The sequence below is a fragment of the Lentzea sp. NPDC051208 genome (assembly GCF_040682435.1).
Lineage (GTDB): Bacteria > Actinomycetota > Actinomycetes > Mycobacteriales > Pseudonocardiaceae > Lentzea > Lentzea kristufekii.
Genome location: NZ_JBFBAW010000028.1, coordinates 69,601 through 87,229, shown reverse-complemented (window position 1 = coordinate 87,229; position 17,629 = coordinate 69,601). Strand labels below are relative to the sequence as shown.

The window sequence follows — 17,629 nt, the reverse complement described above, 5'->3', positions numbered from 1 at the left end:
TAGGGCGTGTCCCGTAAGTCCGTTCGATGAGAGTCACGGTCGAGAGTCCCGGAGGCGGTGCCGCCGCAATGCCCTCATACCGGGCGTATTCGGGCGTTGCGGCGGTGCCGTCTCCGGGGCCCTCGGCCGCGACTATCGCGGACGAGACTGACGGGACACGCCCTAGGGATCGCCTTCATGCCCGGCGAAAGACTGCCGGGCATGAACGGATCGATGTCTCGCCGGAGCGTTCTCGCCGCGGGTGTCGCGGGCTCAGCGGCGGTACTGCTCGGCACCGGGAACGCCTCCGCGGCGGCCCTCGTCACCCAGAGCGAGATCAACTCGCAGCCGACCTTCTACGAGGTGAACGGCGCCGCGACGTCGTTCCGCTACGAACCCGGCTTCTACTCCCGCCTGGAGGCCTGGCACGTGCACTGGCGCAACTGGACGCCGTACCACTGGACCGCGCCGCACAAGATCTACTCGTACGGCGCGTACGTGGACAAGCCCGGCATGCACGGTGAGGGCAGGGCGTTCGACCTCGCGCGCATGCTCATCACCGCCGAGCACCACAACCACGCCCACGTCGACAACGCGATCTCGGGCAGCGGCGACTCCAGCTTCACCACCGGCTCGGCGACCCAGACCTACTTCGTCCAGGCCGCCTGCCAGTACGTCTGGGGCTACTCCACCGGCATCGACGGCGACTGGGGCCCGCAGTCGCAGCGCGACTCCTCGGCCGCCCTCGTCCGGGCCGGCTCCGACGGCGTGATCACCACGCAGAGCCGGTGGCTCGCCTTCTGCAAGGCCAGCGCGCAGCAGGCCTGGGCGCTCGTGCCCTAGATCCGTTGACCAGCAGACGATCGAAGGGTGGCTGGGACGGGCCGGTCTGCACCACGGTGAGGACATGGAACGCACACACCGGCGCCCTGCCCTGCTGATCACCGCGCTCCTCTCGATCGCGATGTTCACCGCCGGCAACTCGGCCGCGGCTCCGCCGGAACAACCGTCGAACCACTGGCAATACAACCACTGGCCGCAACAACAGCCGTGGCAGCAGTCCGGGGACTCCGCCCGCGTGCTCGCGCAGGCCGGTTTTCCTGGCCCGATCGACCCGCAGAACTGGGTCAACCCCGACCACATGACGTGGGAACGGGACTACAGGAAGATTCCCGGTACGAACTGGGCCGACCCGTCGGTCAAGGGTTCGGTGCGCACCTTCAAGGGCGCGCTGGTCCTGCTGGACTACCCGAACCAGCCGTTCGTCGTCACGCAGGCCAAGAACTCCACGGTGTTCGGCAACCCGAGCGCCGAGGCCAGCAATGTGCCGCGCGCTCAGGTCGGGCAGTTCTACGAGGACTTCCTGAACAAGCCGAACAACCTCAACCGCGGCCACACCGTGCACGAGTACTGGATGGAGACCTCCGGCGGGCGCTACGGCGTCGACCTGAAGGCGTTCGGCCCGTACACCATGCCGGGCAAGGACCACGAGTACGCCATGGAGTTCCAGGGCGGAACCGGTTGTCCCGCGGGCGATTCCTGCAACCGCAACATCCGCACCGACGGCCGTGCCGCGTGGGTGGCCGACGTCGGTGCGGAGGTGCCGGCGGGCTACGACTTCATCTACTACCTGTCGGCGGGCCAGGACGAGTCCGGCACCTGGCAGGAGTTCGGGATGATGAAGTTCCGGACCAAGGAGGACGTGACCGACGACTTCGGCCCGCCGGACCCCGCGCTGCCGAACTGGTCGAGCACCCGTTACGTGGACTGGACCTCGTGGGCGGCGGGCTCGTCGATCTGGCCCAACGCGGGCGGCGGCTCGTCCACCCAGGCCGAGAGCTCCGGTCAGGGCGTGTACGCGCACGAGCTGAGCCACATCCTCGGCATCGGCGACAACTACAACAACCCGTACGGCAGCCCGCCGCGCCGTGACTACAGCGGCCCGTGGGACATGCTGTCGCGCGGTTCGTTCAACGGTCCCGGCGGCCCGCACTCCCGCTGGACGATCCCGGCGACGGGCGGCGGCTCTCTCGGCGCGCAACAGACCCTGCGCAACAAGATCAAGCTCGGCATCGTGGACGAGAAGAACGTCCTGCGGTTGTCCCGCGAGGCCCTGGCCGGTTCCGGCACGGTCATCGCGAAGATCACCGCCCGCGAGGTCGACCCCGGCGCCACCGGGCTGACCGGCATCAACCTCGCGCTGGGCACCGGCGACAAGTCCCCCTCCTGCAACGTCTCCACCAACCCGTTCTGCGACGGCGGCGGTTACAACAACTACACGCTCGAAGTCGTGGACCGGATGGGCGCCGACTCGTTCACCCCGGACTCCGGCGTGATGCTCGCCAAGACCAAGAACGTCGACGCCGCACCGTTCACGTGGGTGATCGACGCGAACCCGCAGGACATCGGCATGACCGACTACGTCCTGCCCGACGGCACGAAGGTCCCGATCACGATCGGCGACTACCGCCAGCTCTCCGACGCGCTGTTCCACGCGGGCACGAACTCCGGCAGCGAGTTCGAGTTCGTCGACACGGCCAACCGCCTGCACTTCTACGTGCTGGACCTGCAACGCGACTCCCGTGGCGTGCTGTCCTACACGGTGGCGATCCGGTCGCTCGACGGCGCCGGACCGCAGCAGCGCGGCGTGCGGGTCAACCCGACCGCCGCTCGTGCCGACTCGTCGGGCGTGGCGACGTGCCGCTTCCCGCTGACCAACACCGGCCGCACGGCACCCCCCGGTGGCCAGCACCCGGAGCCCGCCGACCAGTACCTCGACGGTGACGTCTACCGCGTGACCGCGAAGGCCGCGGACGGCTGGACTGTCTCGGTGCCGAACGCGCTGGCCACGGCCAAGTTCGGCGGGCGGGTCGACGTTCCGGTGCACGCCCAGCGCAACGGTGGGCCGCTCATGTCCAAGGTGACCTTGACGGCCGTGTCGGAGAGCAACCCCGGCAGGTCCGCGACCGCGACCTGCACGGTGACCGGCCGCTAGCGGCGACGGCTCCGGGCCGGTCCACGCCGGCTCGGAGCTTCCCGCTGCGGCACCGGTCCTGACGTCAGCATCACGAAGCACCCCGTCAGCAGAGCTGTGCCGCACGCCAGCCATGTCAGCGTCTGGACCGTCGGGATCGGGGCGACCACGCCGATGCTGAACAGCAGCAACGGCATGCCGAGCGCGTAGCAGACGCCGGCCGCGAACGCCCGGCCCGAGCCGGTGAGCAGCAGCGGCACCGCGGCTGCCGCGGTCAGTACCGCGAACGCGAGCCACGCGTAGGTCAGTCCGGTGTGCAGCGCGATCGTGACGTCGAGGCCGTCGTCCGCGCGGATCGCGGACTCCAGCTCGGCCGCGCAGCTGAACCCGACAGCGGCTCTCGTCCCCGCGGCGGCGGCTGTGAGCAGCAACGACGCCCCCAGGATGGTGCGACCGCGCCGGACGGGATCGACTCGCTTCCTGGTGTCCACGAATTCAGTCTGTTGGCAGCCGGCGGTGCCGTGGTGCCGCACACGCCCAAGTGCACTCAGTGGTGGTACGGGATGCGGGCCATCGGCTCGACGAGTTCGTGCTCCTCATAGGACAGATGCGAGAGCAGCGTCTCCGTGAGCAGGTCGGCCGCTTCCTGCACCTGGACGATCTTCCGCGGCTCCGCGACCGTGGCCACCAGGGCGGCGTCGAGTCGTTCGAGCACCTCGTGGATGACGTGGTGCTCCTCGGTCAGCCGGTCGAGGACGGGCCCGAGCCGGGCGTCGCCCTCTCTGAGCTGCGGGTAGAGGCTGGTGTCCTCGAGCGTGTGGTGGATGGTGACGAGCCGGCAGTAGCTCTCGCAGTACGCGCCCATCGTCCAGTTGTTCTGGCGCATGGTCATCGTGTTGATCTCGGACCGCGCCTCGCCCACGCCGATCGTGCCGTCCACGGCCTGCTTGATGATCGAACGGACCTTCGTCAGTTCCTCGCGCAGGTGGTTGTGGACCCCGATCAGCTGACGGCCCATCGCCCTGCCCGAAGCGGTGTAGACGGCGTCCGCTTCAGGCGCCGGGCCTTTTGGGCGCGTCGACTCGTCCCACAGGAGTTTCGGGCTGCGTTCCTTCTGCACCATCCCGCGCACGGCCGGTGCGACCTCCTCTGCGAACGTGCGCAGCTCGTCGTCGGTGTTGACCATCAGGATGAATCCGCTCATGCCGTCGTCCAGCGCCAGTTCAGCGAGTTGTTCGGCGGTGAACTCGGTTCCGATGTTGTAGATCCGGCGGATGTCCTTGGGTTCGCGTCCGGCTCCGTGTGCCGCCTCGTCGATGATGGCGTTCATCGCTTTGAGTTGTTGTGGCGGCGCATATGGACTCGACGGCAGCCAACCGTCGGCTTTCTGACCGGTGAGCCGGAGCATCCGCTTCTTGTAGGCGCCGAGCCAGATGCCTATGTCGTGCGCGGGAAACGGCCCAGGCCGCGCCCCGTTGAGCGAATAGTGGTTGCCGTGCAATCGAATCCCGCGACCAGGTGTCCACAGTGCTCTGATCACCGCGATGGCCTCTTCGAGTGCCTCGACCGACTCGGCAGGCGTGCGGTGCGGCCCGTCCATGGCGGCGATGGCGTCCCAGAACGCGCCCGCACCAAGCCCGAGCTCAACGCGCCCACCGCTGATGACGTCAAGACTCGCCGCCGCGCGCGCAAGAACAGCCGGCGGCCGAAGAGGCAGGTTCGCGACGTTGGGGAACACACGGACGTTGGTGGTGGACGCGGCGATGACCGACAACGACGTCCACGTGTCGAGGTTCGCCGCGTTGTACGGGTGGTCCTGGATGCTGACGAGGTCCAGTCCGAGCACGTCAGCGGCCTGCGCGAACCGCAACGTGTCACTGAACTGCTCGGCGCCGGGAGGCAGGAACACCCCGAACTCGAGTGGGTGGCCGTAATCTGTCATGCCGAAAGTATGCCACGCAGACGTTCTGCTCGACAGACGTTCTGTCCCGGCTATCATTGGCGGGGTGACCGCGCTAGAGGACGACTTCGGCTGGACCCTCGGCGTGGTGTTCCGCGCCTTCGTCAAGGCGACGAACCAGGCCGTCGGCGACCTGCCCGGAGGCCACCGCGGCTACCAGATCCTCACCGCCGCCACCCGTGACCAGCCAGAGAGCCAGTCCGCGCTCTGCCAGCAACTCGGCATAGACCGGACGGTCATGACCTACCTGCTGGACGACCTGGAACGAGCGTCGCTGGTCGAACGCCGCCCGGCCCCCACCGACCGCCGCACCCGCCTGGTCGTGGCGACCGACGTGGGCCGCGCCCGGCTGGAGGAGCTGGACCTCCGGCTGTCGCACGCCGAAGCGCATGTGCTGTCCGGCCTGTCCGCGGGGGACCGGGAGACGTTCAAGGCGCTGCTCCGCCGGCTGGCCGGGCACGTCAACGAGCTGGATCCGGTGCCGAGCGCCTGTCAGGCCGTGCAGGACATCGCGGCGAGCACGCCTTAATCGAGCAGCGCCAGCGCGTTGCGGATGCCCTGCTCCAGCAGGTCGTCGGCGAGCCCCCGGTCGGTCAAGGCGCGGGACAGCTGCAACGTGCCGACCATCAGGGCGTAGACGCTGAGAACCGTGGTGCGAGCCGACTCCGGATCTTCCGGCGCCAGGCGCGCGGCGAAGTCGTCCATGATCGCGAGCACGCTGTCGGTGTAGACCTGCCTCGTCGGCTCGCCGCACCGGCCGATCTCGTCGAGCAGGGCCGCGGACGGGCAGCCCTCCTCCGGGTTGTCGCGGTGCTCGGGGGAGAGGTACGCGCGGACGATCTGCTCCACTCCGGCGCGGCCGGGTGCGACGGCCGCGAGTTGCTCGCGCTGCTCGCGGAGCTGGTCCGAGACCGCGGTGGCGACCAGGTCCTCTTTGGACTCGAAGTGCGCGTAGAAGGCGCCGTTGGTCAGTCCCGCGTCTCCCATGAGCGTGGCGACGCCGGAGCCGTCGATCCCGCTGCGCTTGAACCGGCGGCCCGCAGTCTCGATGATCCGCTGCCTCGTCGCCAGCTTGTGCTCCTTGCCGTACCGCGCCACGTGCTCCTCCGCCGCCTCGATGTTAGTACGACCATAATCTAATTTTGCCGCATCTCTTGCCCTGGACTCGTGTCTCACCTTATGGTCGTACGGTCATAATACAAAACGTTGGAGCTCACGATGACAGCAACACCGCAGGTGGCGCTCGTGACGGGCGCGTCCTCAGGCATCGGCAAGGCGGCCACGCTCGCGCTGGCGAACGCCGGCTTCCGCGTGATCGGCACGAGTCGCAACACCTCGAGGATCACTTCTGGCGACGGCGTGACGTTCCTGGACCTCGACGTCACCAGCGACGAGTCGGTCGCCGCCGTCGTGGAGCAGGTGCTCGAACGGTTCGGGCGCCTCGACGTCCTGGTGAACAACGCCGGAGTCGGCGCCAACGGCGCCGCGGAGGAGATCTCCGCGGCTCAGGCGCAGACGGTCTTCGACGTCAACGTCTTCGGCCTCATGCGCATGACGAGGGCCGTCCTGCCGCACATGCGCGCTCGCGGCAGCGGACGGATCATCAACGTCTCGTCCGTGGCCGGATTCGTCCCCAACCCGTTCATGGCCGTCTACGTCGCGACCAAGCACGCGGTCGAGGGGTACTCCGAATCCCTGGACCACGAGGTCCGCGAACACGGTGTTCACGTCGCGCTCGTCCAGCCCGGCCCCACCAACAGCCCGTTCGACGCCAACATGGTGCAGGCGGACAGCCCGCTGCCGGTCTACGCGCACCGGCGCCGCGTCTACGACGACGTCATGGCGGAGGCGATGCGAGGCGGCGACGATCCCGCTCTCGTCGCCGCGGTCATCGCCACGGCGGCCACCGACCAGAAGCCGAAGCGGCGCTACACCGCGGGTTCGACCGCTGCGCGCGTCAGCGTGCTTCGTCGTGTCGCCCCCGCGTGGGCCTTCGACCGCGGCGTCCGCAAGCTCAACCGGATGGTGGGCTGACGTGCGCGCGTTCATCGTCGACCGCTACGGGAAGAGCGGCCTTCGGGCGGGTGAGGTACCCGAGCCGCAGGTGGGACAGCACGACGTGCTGGTCCAGGTCCACGCCGCGGGCGTCAACGCCCTGGACCTCAAGATCAGGGACGGGGAGTTCAAGCTCGTCCTTCCCTACCGCCCGCCGTTCGTCCTGGGCAACGATGTCGCCGGTGTCGTAGTCCGGGTCGGCGCCGGAGTGCGGAGGTTCCAGCCCGGCGACGAGGTCTACGCGCGGCCGGACAAGGCTCGAATCGGCACCTTCGCGGAACTCATCTCCCTCAGCGAGGACGACCTGGCGCTGAAGCCGAAGCGGCTCACGATGGAGGAAGCGGCCTCCGTCCCCCTGGTCGGCCTGACCGCCTGGCAGGCGCTGGTCGAGATCGCGGACCTGCGGAAGGGGCAGAAGGTCTTCATCCAGGCCGGCGCCGGCGGCGTCGGGACGTTCGCGATCCAGCTGGCGAAACACCTGGGCGCCACCGTGGCCACGACGACGAGCACGGCCAACGTGGACCTGGTCGAGCGGCTCGGCGCCGATGTCGTGATCGACTACCGCAAGGACGACTTCGAGACCGTCCTGCGCGACTACGACGTGGTGCTGAACAGCCTGGACGACGAGACGCTCATGAAGTCTCTGCGCGTGCTGAAGTCCGGCGGAAAGCTCGTCTCGATCTCCGGCCCGCCGGACCCCGCCTTCGCCAGGGAACTCGGCAAGCCCTGGATCCTGCGGCCGGTGATGCGGGTCCTGAGCCACCGGGTCAGGAAAGCCGCCCGACGCCGCCAGGTCGGCTACTCGTTCCTCTTCATGCGGGCGAACGGGCAGCAGCTGGGCGAGATCACCTCGCTCATCGACGCCGAGATCATCCAGCCGGTCGTCGACCGGATCTTCCCCTTCGAGGCGACCAACGAAGCCCTGGCGTACGTCCAAACAGGACGCGCCAAGGGCAAGGTCGTCGTGAAGGCCAGGAACTCGTCCGAGGAGGAGTCACGACCCTGATCACCGCTTACGAAGACGCACCGACCCGAACCGTGGACATCGGCGGACCACGTTCGCCCACCGCCGACTACGGTGCCGTCACTTGGCGGCTTTCTTCGCCTCCGCGACCGCCGTGTTCCAGGCGTCGTCCGCGCGCTTGCCCTGTTCGACGGACTGCAGGGCCGGGCCGAACACGTTCTCCTGGATCTGCCCGTCGGCAGGCCCCTTGTACTGCGCCGCCTTGACCTTCTGCACCTGTGCGGCGAACAGCGCGCCCGCCTTCACGTTGTCGAAGTAGGTGTTGACGTGCTCCAGCAGTGCCCTGTTCTCCAGGGCGTCGATCTGGCTGGGGAACGTGCCCTTCGCCTGGAACGCCTTGACCTGCTGTTCCGGAGCGGTCAGCCAGGCCGCGAGCTCCGCCGCCTCGGCCGCGTTCTTGCTCTGCTTCGGCACGGTCAGGTACGAGCCACCCCAGTTGCCGCCGCCGTTGGGGAACGCGTCGGTGACGGCCCACTTGCCGGCGTTCTCCGGTCCCGCCTGAGCCTCGATGACGCCGAGCATCCACGACGGGCAGACCGTCGTGGCGAACCTGCCGAGTTTGAAGCCGGTGTTCCACTCGTTGCTGAACGCGGCCAGCTTCCCCGACTGCCCCTTCGCCACGGCGTTCGTGACGGCGGTCCAGTCGCTCCTGATGTCCGGGTTCGACTCGACGACCAGCTTGTCGGACCTGTCGAAGTAGCCGACGTCGTGCTGGTTGTGCATGGCGTTGAAGATCTGTGCCGCGCTGTCGAACCAGGCCACGCCGGCAACCTTGGCGACGAACCTGTCGCCCGCCGCGAAGTAGCTGTCCCACGTGGCGAAGAGCCGCTTGACCTCGTCGGGGTGGGAGGGCAGACCGGCCTGGGCGAAGAGGTCCTTGCGGTAGCACATGGCCAGGGGGCCGATGTCCGTGCCGTAGCCGATCAACCTGCGGTCCTTGGTGGTCGCGGCGTCGGCCTTCCACTTCAGCCAGCGGTCCGGGGTCACCTTCTTCGGACCGATCTCCAGCAGGTCGTGGAACTGGTCGGACTTGCCCATGACCTGGCTCAGATACCCCTCTTCGACCGCCTCGACGTCGGCGAGTCCCGCCCCCGCGCCCAGCTTGGTGAAGAGGTTCTGGTGGTGCGGAGCGCCCTGACCCGTCTTGCGATGGGTGATCTTGACGTTCGGGTGCTCGGCCTCGTACGCCTTGAACAGCTCCTCGTAACCGAACTCGTTGAACGTGGCAACGGTCAGCTCGGTCTTGCCGTCAGCGGTCCGGCTCGCCACCCCACCTGTGCCACACGAAGTGATGGCGGCGGACACGACGGCGCAGATCACCACGTTGATCCAGCGGCTCGGACGCACGTGAAGCTCCTCTGACGGCGACAGCGACTGGGAGCGCTCCCAGGATTGGGGAGTCTGAAGTCGTCGGGCGGAGGTGTCAAGCGCCTTCAATCAAGGCGCACTCTGCGTGCTCGAACGGTTGCAGAGAAGAAGAAAACACCGAGCAATACGCGGGCTTTGGCCTGTTCCGTCGAGCAGTCGCGAGGGCGCGAAAATGCTTCACGTATCTGGGAGCGCTCCCAGATCGAAACCAGGACCGGTCGTCGAAAAGGACCGAAGGCGACCCGGTTCGCGCTGTCCGCGAACACGAATCGCCTTGGTCTTTGGTGCCCCCGGCAGGGCTGCACACACAGGTGCGCCGCACGCGATCAAGGTCGCTGTTCCGTCGATTGCTGCCGGTTGTGTTGCAGACCCGATCGTCGCCGGCGAGTACGGGAAGGCGGCGTTCGATGCTGTTGGCCCCCTGCTGCTGATTGGTTGGGCGGAGGTTGGTCCCACCAGAAGCCGATCTCTGCTGAGAACCTGCGGGCGCGGTTGCGGATCGGCGCCGCCCCTGCCCGTCAGCTGGTCAAGATTGTCCGAGACGAGTTCGACGAGCAGATGTGTAATCGTCTGACCGAGGCTGACGCGCTCTTTGAGGCGCTCCATTCTGACGTGGAGAACCCCCAACTCTCGCCGCGCGAACGGGTCTGACGATGTTCGGGCTGCGGTGAGTTTCGACGCAAGGCTCCCTGCGTGCTCAGCATCTTCGGGGTCGCATGGACGCCAGGAGCTCCACCATCGTTGGCCTGCGGAAACTCCATATCACCTGGTCATCCTCGGTCGCCCGTCATACGGGCGGCCGGTCCGACGAGGCTGGGCTTGAGGCATCGCGCCCAGGGCGACCCGCTTGCCGTGCGGATGCTGCGCCGTTCGTTGGCCGATGACCTGCCTACCGGACAGGACAGGAAACATTTCGAGCGTGCGTTCGACATCCTCCTGTCTGTGCAAGGCCAGTCCCGACGGAACTGGATCAGGCCGCAGTTCGCGTGGAGGCGAGCTCCGGGTCTGGGGAATCCGCGCCGTCGGGAGGTTCCATTTCCGGACCACCGCCAACATCCGCACGACGACCACCATCAGCACAGTCACGACCGCCACGACCTCGGGGGACAGATGCAGGGTGATCCCGAGTCCTACGAGGATCCCACCACCGAACGCGGGCAACGCGTAGATCTCCTTGTGCAGCACCGTCGGCACCCTCATGACCAGTACCTCGCGCATCAGGCCACCACCGACAGCGTTGATCATGCCGATGATGCCGGCCACGTAGACCGGCGTACCGTGCTCCATCGCCCTCGTCGCGCCGGTGATGGCGAACATGGCCAGTCCGATCGCGTCGCAGAACTGCACGGGCATGTCGAACCGCCACAGCCGCGGGTACCAGAGGACCACAATCGCCGCTATCACCAAGCTGGCCACGAAGTACCACGCGGTCAGCAACCCGATCGGTGGCTCGACCCCGAGGAGGACGTCCCTCAGCACGCCACCGCCGATCGCGGTGAGGACCGCTGCCGTGCCGATCCCGAACAGGTCCAGACGCGACCGTGCAGCATCCATGGCGCCCGCGAGCGCGAAAGCCAAGATGCCCAAAACTTCCATGACCACGAACACAGCTCGACCCCAAGACGTCCGAGAATGCGGGAGTTACCGAAAGCAGGTGAAGGATCCGACGACGATCTCGCCATGCGCCAACAGTGTGGCCACAGTGCGCAGTCCTACGAGCAGCCCTCTGCGGGAAGGGGCACTGGCCACCTAAAAATGCCCCCTCGGGCAAGGTTCTCCGCATGGCCCAGCAACCTTTTTGCCACCCACCGGGACTTGACGGCAGTGGATCAGCGTCGCGGACACCGCTGCGCCATAGCGAGATGCGCGAACGCGGCCGTCCGGCTGATCATCACTTGAGTCGAACTCGCGAGGCAGGTCGAGAAGAATCTCGACCTGCCTCGCGGAGTACGCCGCCAGGGGGATGAAGGCGCCGTGTGCCGAACCTGATGCACTAAAGGGCTCGTTCCGCCTTCAGTTTGCTTCCCGTCGAATGCGGAGTGGTCACGCGGACTTCGCTCGTCACCCCTCGTGAGCCCCACCGCATCGCTGCTGTGGTGCCTCGAGGCGATGACTGTGTCTGCCTCGACAAGGAGGCGCGCCGAATGGACGATTTCACCACCGCTCACGTCCGGCAGCCGGATCGTGTCCCTTAGACGATCCGGATCCCGGCCAGGCGCACGCCGCCAGGGTGGTTCGGCCAGGTGAACGTGGTCCACTTGCCGATCGGCGCTGCCGGCTGCCACCGGTTGTCACCCAACCACTGCACGCGGTTGTTGCCGGTCTGGATCTTGACGATCCAAGAATCCTCCGGGAGATTGTCGAAGGTCCCGGCGTGCGCGAAGCACATGTCGATGTTCTTGCCGTTGGACACGTGATACGTGATCTTCAGGAAATCGCTTCTGTCACACTTGGCCTGGACGATAGCCGATGCGCTGCCTACAGGAATTGCGGCCGTGATCGCAGCGGTGGCCAGCACGGTCGCCGCCAGCTTTGCGCCTTTTCGAGCCAACTGAATCCTCCGTGGGATGAGTAAAAACCTGCTGAAAAACGACAATGGAACCATAGCAATCGACCTGACAGAAAAGCCACGTGTGGTATTACGAGATGACCGACGTCAAATTGTAGATTCGCACAAGGTTCGATACTGGAGGGCCCACCAAATCTCGAACATGGTGTCCATGTCTTGGAGGTCCGCTCCTGTCAGTGTCGCGAACCGCTCCAACCTGTACCGCAATGTGTTGACGTGGACGGATAGAGCGGCCGCAGCCTCAGGGATTGACCGCCGGCAGGCCAGATACGTTTCGACGCTCGCGAGCAAAGCCTCGCCCATGGCACTCTCGACCTCGACCGGTTCGATGTACCGGGCGTGAAGCTGTCTTCCGAGCTCCGGCTCTTTCGCGACCGCCAGCCGCAGTGCCATGCGACTGTGGTTCACGATTCCGCGGTGGCCGAACCTGGTGGCGACCTCGAGCAGTTGTGTGGCTTCCGCGAATCCAGCGTGCAACTCTGACAGCCCGATCGGGCCGGTTAGTCCGACCGTGACGCCGTCGGTCAGTTCGCCGGTGATGGGCCGGGAAAACACGGCCGCTACATCACCGCCGTAGATGCCGACCAGGGCCGTGTCCTGTGCACCGGCCGCGCGTTTCAGCTGGAGGCTGAGCGCGAACGGATCGATGCCGTCGGATCGTGCCCGCAGGACCCAGTAGAGCTTGTCCAGTCCGAGTCCGAATCCGACCCCCGCCGCGACCATCTGGTCCATCGTCATCGTGCCCTCCAGCAAGCGGACGAGTAGAATCGTCTGCTGCTGCTCCGCGCGACGGTTGAGGTCCAGCTCGGCCGTGCGGTAACCGTCGAGGAACTCGTTGCTGTACTGGTCGCCAAGCTGCCAGATCCGCTGTGTGCCGAGTAGCACGGCGTCGGCAGGGGTCGCCTCGGCCTGAGTGATCCGGAGGAACTCGTCGCGCAGCAACGCTATACAACTCCGATAGGCGGTCAGGACATCCGCACTGGGTATGGCCTGCAAAGCCCGGCGCCGCCCGGTTTCTCGCTCGTCCACCTCCAAGGCGGCCGACACGTGGTCCCCACCACGGAGAGCACAGACCACGCGGATGACATTCCGGTGCGCGGACGGACGGAGCTCCGCCGGGGGAACCACGCGATACGAGCCGATCGCATTGATCACTCGCAATTGCGCGGCCACCAACTCGTCAGCCTGCTTCAACATCTGTGTTGCCGTCAAAGCAAGCTGGGCCTCGATCCGCTCGAGCACTGTCTAGCCTCTCTTGTTGGTGCACAACATGTTCATGTGCCTGAGACCTACTCGAGGAGCTGTATGCCGACCGCGGCTACAACCACGACCCGTACCGCAAGCTGTTGCACGCCAAGGCGTCAACGGGCTGGTCCCGCACGGCGCGGCAGCGAACACGGCTCCGGGCTGGGCGTGTACCACTGGGTGGTCGAGCAGGCTTTCGCGCTGCTGCACTGGTTCCGTTGCCTACGGAGCTCCGCTGGGAGATCCGTGACGACATTCACGAAGCCTTCTCTGGCCTGCGGCATCACCTGCTGGCGCCGACTCCGCAGCCTCTTATTGAGTGAGGTGAAGTGCCGTATGGTCGCTCGCTGCCTCACTGCGGAGCAGTACCGATAGGACGGCCAGCAACATCCAGGTCACCTTGTACAGCAGGGCGCGGTCACTCGGATTGCCCTCGGCGCAAGTACCTCACTGCTCCGCAGCGACCATGAGTTGTCGCGCGCGCACGCTTCAGTTCCGCGAATCCTCGCGGTTCTTGCGGTAGCTGGAGAAAAGTGCGATACCGCTGGCGACGGCGATCATCCCGAAAACGGCACTGATGTAGGAACTCAGGCCGAAGGCTTGAGTGGCGACGTTGGCCACGATGCTGCTGACCAGGAGCACCGCGAGCAGCGCTCGGGTGCGGGTGGGCGAGGAGTTCAGTTCCTTGTTCATGACAAGAAAGTTAGTTGTGCACGCCAGCGTCGGCCATACCGCAGGCTTCCGGCTGTCAGGTAGTGCAGGCTGTACTCGACCCCGTGACCTGGTGCGATGGTTCCGCTTCCGATACCGGGGAAGCGTTTGTGAAGCCGCATTCGGACTGAACCGGTCAGGTCGAGGCCGGTGCGGATGACGTGTCTCTCGGCGCGCGCGTCCGGCGCAGGACGAGCTCGAAGCAGAGCTGCTCGGCTCGCTCGGGAGCGGGCGCCATGGCTGGTAGCCACCAGGAGTGGTCAGCATTGTCGACGGTGCAATCACGCACCTGATATGAGCCTGCCGTCTTGGACCATCGCGGCGCTCGGATCGGCCGAGAGTGTGTTGGCGCAGAGGGCACCCGATCTCGTGCGATACCGAAGTGCTCGACTTAGGCGTTCAGCAAAGCTTCATCGCTGTCGAACTGCTGCGGCTTGGTGGCGAACTCCAGCTCGCCGGGAACGCCGGCCGCCCGGCACCGGTCCCGATCGGAGGTCCAGGACTTCGGCAGGTAGAGCTCACGATCGATCAACGCGTGGCCGCGCACCGAGGTGTAGGCCAGGAACACGCCCACCTGACAGCTCTCCGTGCGACCGGCGGTGCCCGAGTACTGCCGTTGCACCCCCGCCGAGCGATCGCCCTTCTTCAGAAATCCGGTGTCGTCGACGATCAACACCCCGTCCGGGGCACCCAGACTCTCCGCGACATAGTGCCGCAGATCGTCACGGACACCGTCGACGTCCCAGTCCACCCGCCGCAACAACCGCTGCATCCCGACCGCCGAGACCTCACCGGCCCGCCCGGCCGACGTCCAGCCGTTCTTGCGCTCCAACCCCGCGGTCAGACCAAGCACATACTCCCGCACCCGAGACTGCGGCTCCGGCCTGACGAACCGGCCACCGATCCGATCATGCAGTGCCGTTGCAGTACTAAGCGTGCTGGCCGATGTCGAGGATCAGCTTGCCGCGGTTGCGACCTTCGGCGAGCGCCTGAATAGCTGCGCCCGCGTTCTTCCAGTCCTCGCGCCGGGAGATGCCTGGGTTCAGGGTGCCGTCCGCTACCCGCGCGGCCAGCCAGGACAGGTCCGTGGACAGTTCGGCGTGGGCGCCCAGGAAGAAGGAGGTGATGCTGCGGTTGTTCCGGCCGTCGTGACCGGAGAAGGCGAGGGCGGGGAAGTGCTCCCCTCCGCCACTCATGTGCCCGACCGACACCAGCACGCCGTCTTCGGCCAGCTTCTCGTACGCCTGCACCATGTGTTCACCGCCGACCACGTCGATGACGCCGGCCACTGGATCGTCGAGGTCTCCTGGCTCGCGGACCACCTCGTCCGCGCCCAGCGCCCGCAGCTGGTCACCGTTGGCGTCCGGGTCGCCGGTGGAGGCCACGACGTACGCGCCGCCGAGCCGGGACAGTTGCACGGCGTATCGGCCCACCGCACCGGTGGCGCCGGTCACGAGAACCCGGCGGCCGAGAATCGGGCCGAGCCTGTGCAGCGCGCGCAGCGCACTGGTGCCCGCCACCGGAACCGTGCTGACGGCGGCGAGGTCGGCGCCGGCCGGGGCGACGCCGATCCAACCGGTCCGGACCGCGCGGAGTTCGGCCCACCCGCCGGCGAAGCCGAGCGTGACCACCGGTGTGCCGACAGCCGGACCCGAGCCGTCCGCAGCCGCCCGCACGATGACCCCGGCGGCGTCGTAACCGGGCACGCTGCCCTCCGGAGCGGCGTCTAGGTACAGGTCACCGGGGTTGACGGAGCTGGCGATCACACGGACGACAGCCTCGTCGGCGGCCGGCTCCGGGTCGGGAACTGAGCCGAGCCGGAGGTTGCCGGGTGCGGAGTGGTCGAGGAGCAGGGCCTGCATGGGTGCCTCCCAGGTCGATGATCGTTCCCTCGGCACTCTGCCACTGAGTGGCGTTTGCTTTCAAGCGGCGTATGGCACCGAGGTAAGATCGCCGCATGGCCACCGATTCCGCGCCGTCTTCCGTCCCGCGGCCGACGCTGCGGGAGCGCAAGAAGCAGCGCACACGCGAGGCGCTCGTCGACACCGCGCTGCGCCTGTTCACACAACGTGATTTCGACAGCGTGACGCTGGACGAGCTGTGCGACCGGGTGGAGGTGTCCAAGCGCACGTTCTTCCGCACCTTCGCCAGTAAAGAGGAAGTGGCGATGGCGCCCTATGAGGACATGTGGAGAGCGTTCATCGACGAGCTGGAATCCCGGCCGGTGGCCGCGGAATGCTCGATCCTGCAGGTGCTGCAAGACGCCGTGCTCGCCGCGATGCGGACCATGGACACCGGTGAGTGGGCACATCGGCTGCTGTCCTGCACACGGCTGGCGGGCAGGACTCCGGCGATCGAGGCGCACTGCCTGTACTTCTGCGGCGTCACCGTCCGCGCCGCCCTCGACGTCCTGCACCGCAGGTTCGGGCTCGCCCCGCACGACCTGCGTCCCCGCCTCGCGCTGGACGTCCTCGTCGCCGCGTTCCACCTCGGGCTGGAGACCTGGGCGGACCGGCCACGGGACCCCACCGCCGAGCACCTCGCCACCGACACGCTCGCGGCCTTCGCGGCGATCCCCGGCAGCCTCACCCTCACCGCTGCCGCACCGGCCAACCGAGCGCAGGTCGGAGGATCTACCTGACGGATGCGGTGGTGCCGGCGTTCCGACGGCTCTCACTGCCACGGCCGACGGCTAGCTCAGCGCGCCGGAACCGTCCAGGGGGCACGCCGAACGCTCTGCGAAAGGCGTTGGCGAAGGCGAACTCGGACCTGTAGCCGACCTGACGCGCAATGAGGGCGAGGGGATCATCGGTTTCCCGCAACAGCTGGGCGGCCCTGCCCAGCCTCCAGTTCGTCAGGTAGATCAGCGGGGGCTGTCCGACCATGGAGGTGAACCTCCGGGTGAACGCGGTTCGGGAAAGGCCAACTGCCTCACCCAGCTCCTGAACCGTCCACTTGCGACTGAGTTCCCGGTGCATGTGCTGAAGTGCCTCAGCGATCGCGGGATCAGCCAGCGCGGCCCACCAGCCGGTACTGGCTGTGCGCTCGGACTCCTCCTGCAACCACGCGCGGAGCGTGTAGATCACCACCAGGTCGATGAGCGCGGGCACCACCGCGTCAGCACCGGGGAGTGCGTCCACCACATCGGCGGCCAGAAGGTCGACCGCCGCGCGTAGCGCCGGGTGCCGGCCGGCCCGCGCAGGCACGTGGACGACGTCCGGCAGCGCCCGCAAGAACGGGTGCAGCGGCCGGAGCTGCAACTCGTAAGCGCCGCACACCATGTCCGCGTGCGCCTCCGCGGGTTCGACCGGCACTTCCGTTCGCAGATTGGCTCCTGGGGGGAGGCTTTCCTCCCTCGGCAGATCGGCCAGTGGCCGATCCGGTCGCTCGCTCAACCCGTGCCGAGTGCCGTGCGGCAGGAGCACCACGTCGCCCGGGCTGAGCGCCAACGGCGTCCGACCAGGCAGCAGAAGCCAGCACGCACCACGGAGCAGCACGTGGAAGCCCGCACCGGTGAAGCCGTCGAAGCTCCGCCCCCAGGCGCCGCTGCCGGAAGTGCGACAGAACGCCGGACGTCCGGCCCGGATGCTGCCGATCACATCGCTGAACACGTCCACGCCCGAAGTGTAGGCACAATCGCGCATGAATACGGCACATTTGCGCATGGCATGTGCTGATCAAGGCCTCATACAGTGATATTGCGATCCACTCGGACGCGGCCCCCACCGAGGAGAAACACCGATC

At 67.1% G+C, this 17,629-nt stretch carries 16 protein-coding genes and 1 pseudogene; 6 read left to right on the top strand and 11 right to left on the bottom strand.

What is annotated here, in order from left to right; translation table 11 throughout:
* The first annotated feature begins 201 nt into the window (after positions 1-201).
* Positions 202-822, top strand: a complete 621-nt coding sequence (locus AB0M48_RS41590) for a hypothetical protein (protein ID WP_363853586.1) — start codon at positions 202-204, stop codon at positions 820-822.
* Positions 823-886: 64 nt separating this feature from the next.
* Positions 887-2,974, top strand: coding sequence for a M6 family metalloprotease domain-containing protein (locus tag AB0M48_RS41585; protein WP_363853583.1), 2,088 nt, complete (start codon positions 887-889; stop codon positions 2,972-2,974).
* On the opposite strand, the gene AB0M48_RS41580 is transcribed toward AB0M48_RS41585, so the two are convergent.
* Both AB0M48_RS41580 and AB0M48_RS41575 read right to left on the bottom strand, forming a co-directional pair.
* Positions 2,971-3,444: a hypothetical protein gene (locus tag AB0M48_RS41580; RefSeq protein ID WP_363853580.1), complete on the bottom strand. Its 474-nt coding sequence runs from the start codon at positions 3,442-3,444 to the stop codon at positions 2,971-2,973. The two genes, AB0M48_RS41585 and AB0M48_RS41580, sit on opposite strands and share 4 nt — an antisense overlap.
* 56 nt (positions 3,445-3,500) lie before the next feature.
* The gene (locus AB0M48_RS41575) at positions 3,501-4,895 is read right to left on the bottom strand and encodes an LLM class flavin-dependent oxidoreductase (protein WP_363853577.1); all 1,395 of its coding nucleotides are present in this window, start codon (positions 4,893-4,895) and stop codon (positions 3,501-3,503) included.
* Positions 4,896-4,959: 64 nt separating this feature from the next.
* Between AB0M48_RS41575 and AB0M48_RS41570 the strand changes: the two genes are divergently transcribed.
* Positions 4,960-5,442, top strand: coding sequence for a MarR family winged helix-turn-helix transcriptional regulator (locus tag AB0M48_RS41570; RefSeq protein WP_363853574.1), 483 nt, complete (start codon positions 4,960-4,962; stop codon positions 5,440-5,442).
* Here the strand turns inward: AB0M48_RS41570 and AB0M48_RS41565 are convergent.
* Positions 5,439-6,011: a TetR/AcrR family transcriptional regulator gene (locus AB0M48_RS41565; protein WP_363853571.1), complete on the bottom strand. Its 573-nt coding sequence runs from the start codon at positions 6,009-6,011 to the stop codon at positions 5,439-5,441. The genes AB0M48_RS41570 and AB0M48_RS41565 overlap by 4 nt on opposite strands.
* Before the next feature lie 120 nt (positions 6,012-6,131).
* On the opposite strand from AB0M48_RS41565, the gene AB0M48_RS41560 reads away from it, so the two are divergent.
* Positions 6,132-6,947 (top strand): oxidoreductase, encoded by an 816-nt coding sequence (locus AB0M48_RS41560; protein WP_363853569.1) that lies wholly within the window; start codon positions 6,132-6,134, stop codon positions 6,945-6,947.
* 1 nt (position 6,948) lies between these two features.
* Entirely contained in the window at positions 6,949-7,974 is a 1,026-nt protein-coding gene (locus AB0M48_RS41555) for an NADP-dependent oxidoreductase (protein WP_363853566.1), read from the top strand.
* Between the two features lie 78 nt (positions 7,975-8,052).
* On the opposite strand, the gene AB0M48_RS41550 is transcribed toward AB0M48_RS41555, so the two are convergent.
* From AB0M48_RS41550 to AB0M48_RS41520, 7 genes and pseudogenes are all read right to left on the bottom strand, one after another.
* The gene (locus AB0M48_RS41550; protein WP_363853599.1) at positions 8,053-9,285 is read right to left on the bottom strand and encodes an ABC transporter substrate-binding protein; all 1,233 of its coding nucleotides are present in this window, start codon (positions 9,283-9,285) and stop codon (positions 8,053-8,055) included.
* Between the two features lie 837 nt (positions 9,286-10,122).
* Entirely contained in the window at positions 10,123-10,956 is an 834-nt protein-coding gene (locus AB0M48_RS41545; protein ID WP_363853564.1) for a trimeric intracellular cation channel family protein, read from the bottom strand.
* Between the two features lie 595 nt (positions 10,957-11,551).
* Positions 11,552-11,911: a beta/gamma crystallin domain-containing protein gene (locus AB0M48_RS41540; RefSeq protein WP_363853561.1), complete on the bottom strand. Its 360-nt coding sequence runs from the start codon at positions 11,909-11,911 to the stop codon at positions 11,552-11,554.
* A 105-nt stretch (positions 11,912-12,016) separates the two neighbouring features.
* The gene (locus AB0M48_RS41535; RefSeq protein WP_363853558.1) at positions 12,017-13,171 is read right to left on the bottom strand and encodes a helix-turn-helix domain-containing protein; all 1,155 of its coding nucleotides are present in this window, start codon (positions 13,169-13,171) and stop codon (positions 12,017-12,019) included.
* Between the two features lie 492 nt (positions 13,172-13,663).
* The gene (locus AB0M48_RS41530) at positions 13,664-13,867 is read right to left on the bottom strand and encodes a hypothetical protein (protein ID WP_363853556.1); all 204 of its coding nucleotides are present in this window, start codon (positions 13,865-13,867) and stop codon (positions 13,664-13,666) included.
* A gap of 448 nt (positions 13,868-14,315) precedes the next feature.
* Positions 14,316-14,801 (bottom strand): annotated as a pseudogene (locus AB0M48_RS41525) (IS701 family transposase); the annotation flags it as partial.
* A gap of 13 nt (positions 14,802-14,814) precedes the next feature.
* Positions 14,815-15,747 carry a zinc-binding dehydrogenase gene (locus AB0M48_RS41520; protein WP_363853552.1) on the bottom strand — a complete coding sequence of 311 codons (933 nt, stop codon included), beginning with the start codon at positions 15,745-15,747 and terminating at the stop codon, positions 14,815-14,817.
* 95 nt (positions 15,748-15,842) lie between these two features.
* Between AB0M48_RS41520 and AB0M48_RS41515 the strand changes: the two genes are divergently transcribed.
* Positions 15,843-16,526 carry a TetR/AcrR family transcriptional regulator gene (locus tag AB0M48_RS41515; RefSeq protein ID WP_363853549.1) on the top strand — a complete coding sequence of 228 codons (684 nt, stop codon included), beginning with the start codon at positions 15,843-15,845 and terminating at the stop codon, positions 16,524-16,526.
* Here AB0M48_RS41515 and AB0M48_RS41510 read toward each other — a convergent pair.
* Positions 16,519-17,502 carry an AraC family transcriptional regulator gene (locus tag AB0M48_RS41510; RefSeq protein ID WP_363853546.1) on the bottom strand — a complete coding sequence of 328 codons (984 nt, stop codon included), beginning with the start codon at positions 17,500-17,502 and terminating at the stop codon, positions 16,519-16,521. The two genes, AB0M48_RS41515 and AB0M48_RS41510, sit on opposite strands and share 8 nt — an antisense overlap.
* Positions 17,503-17,629: the final 127 nt, after the last annotated feature.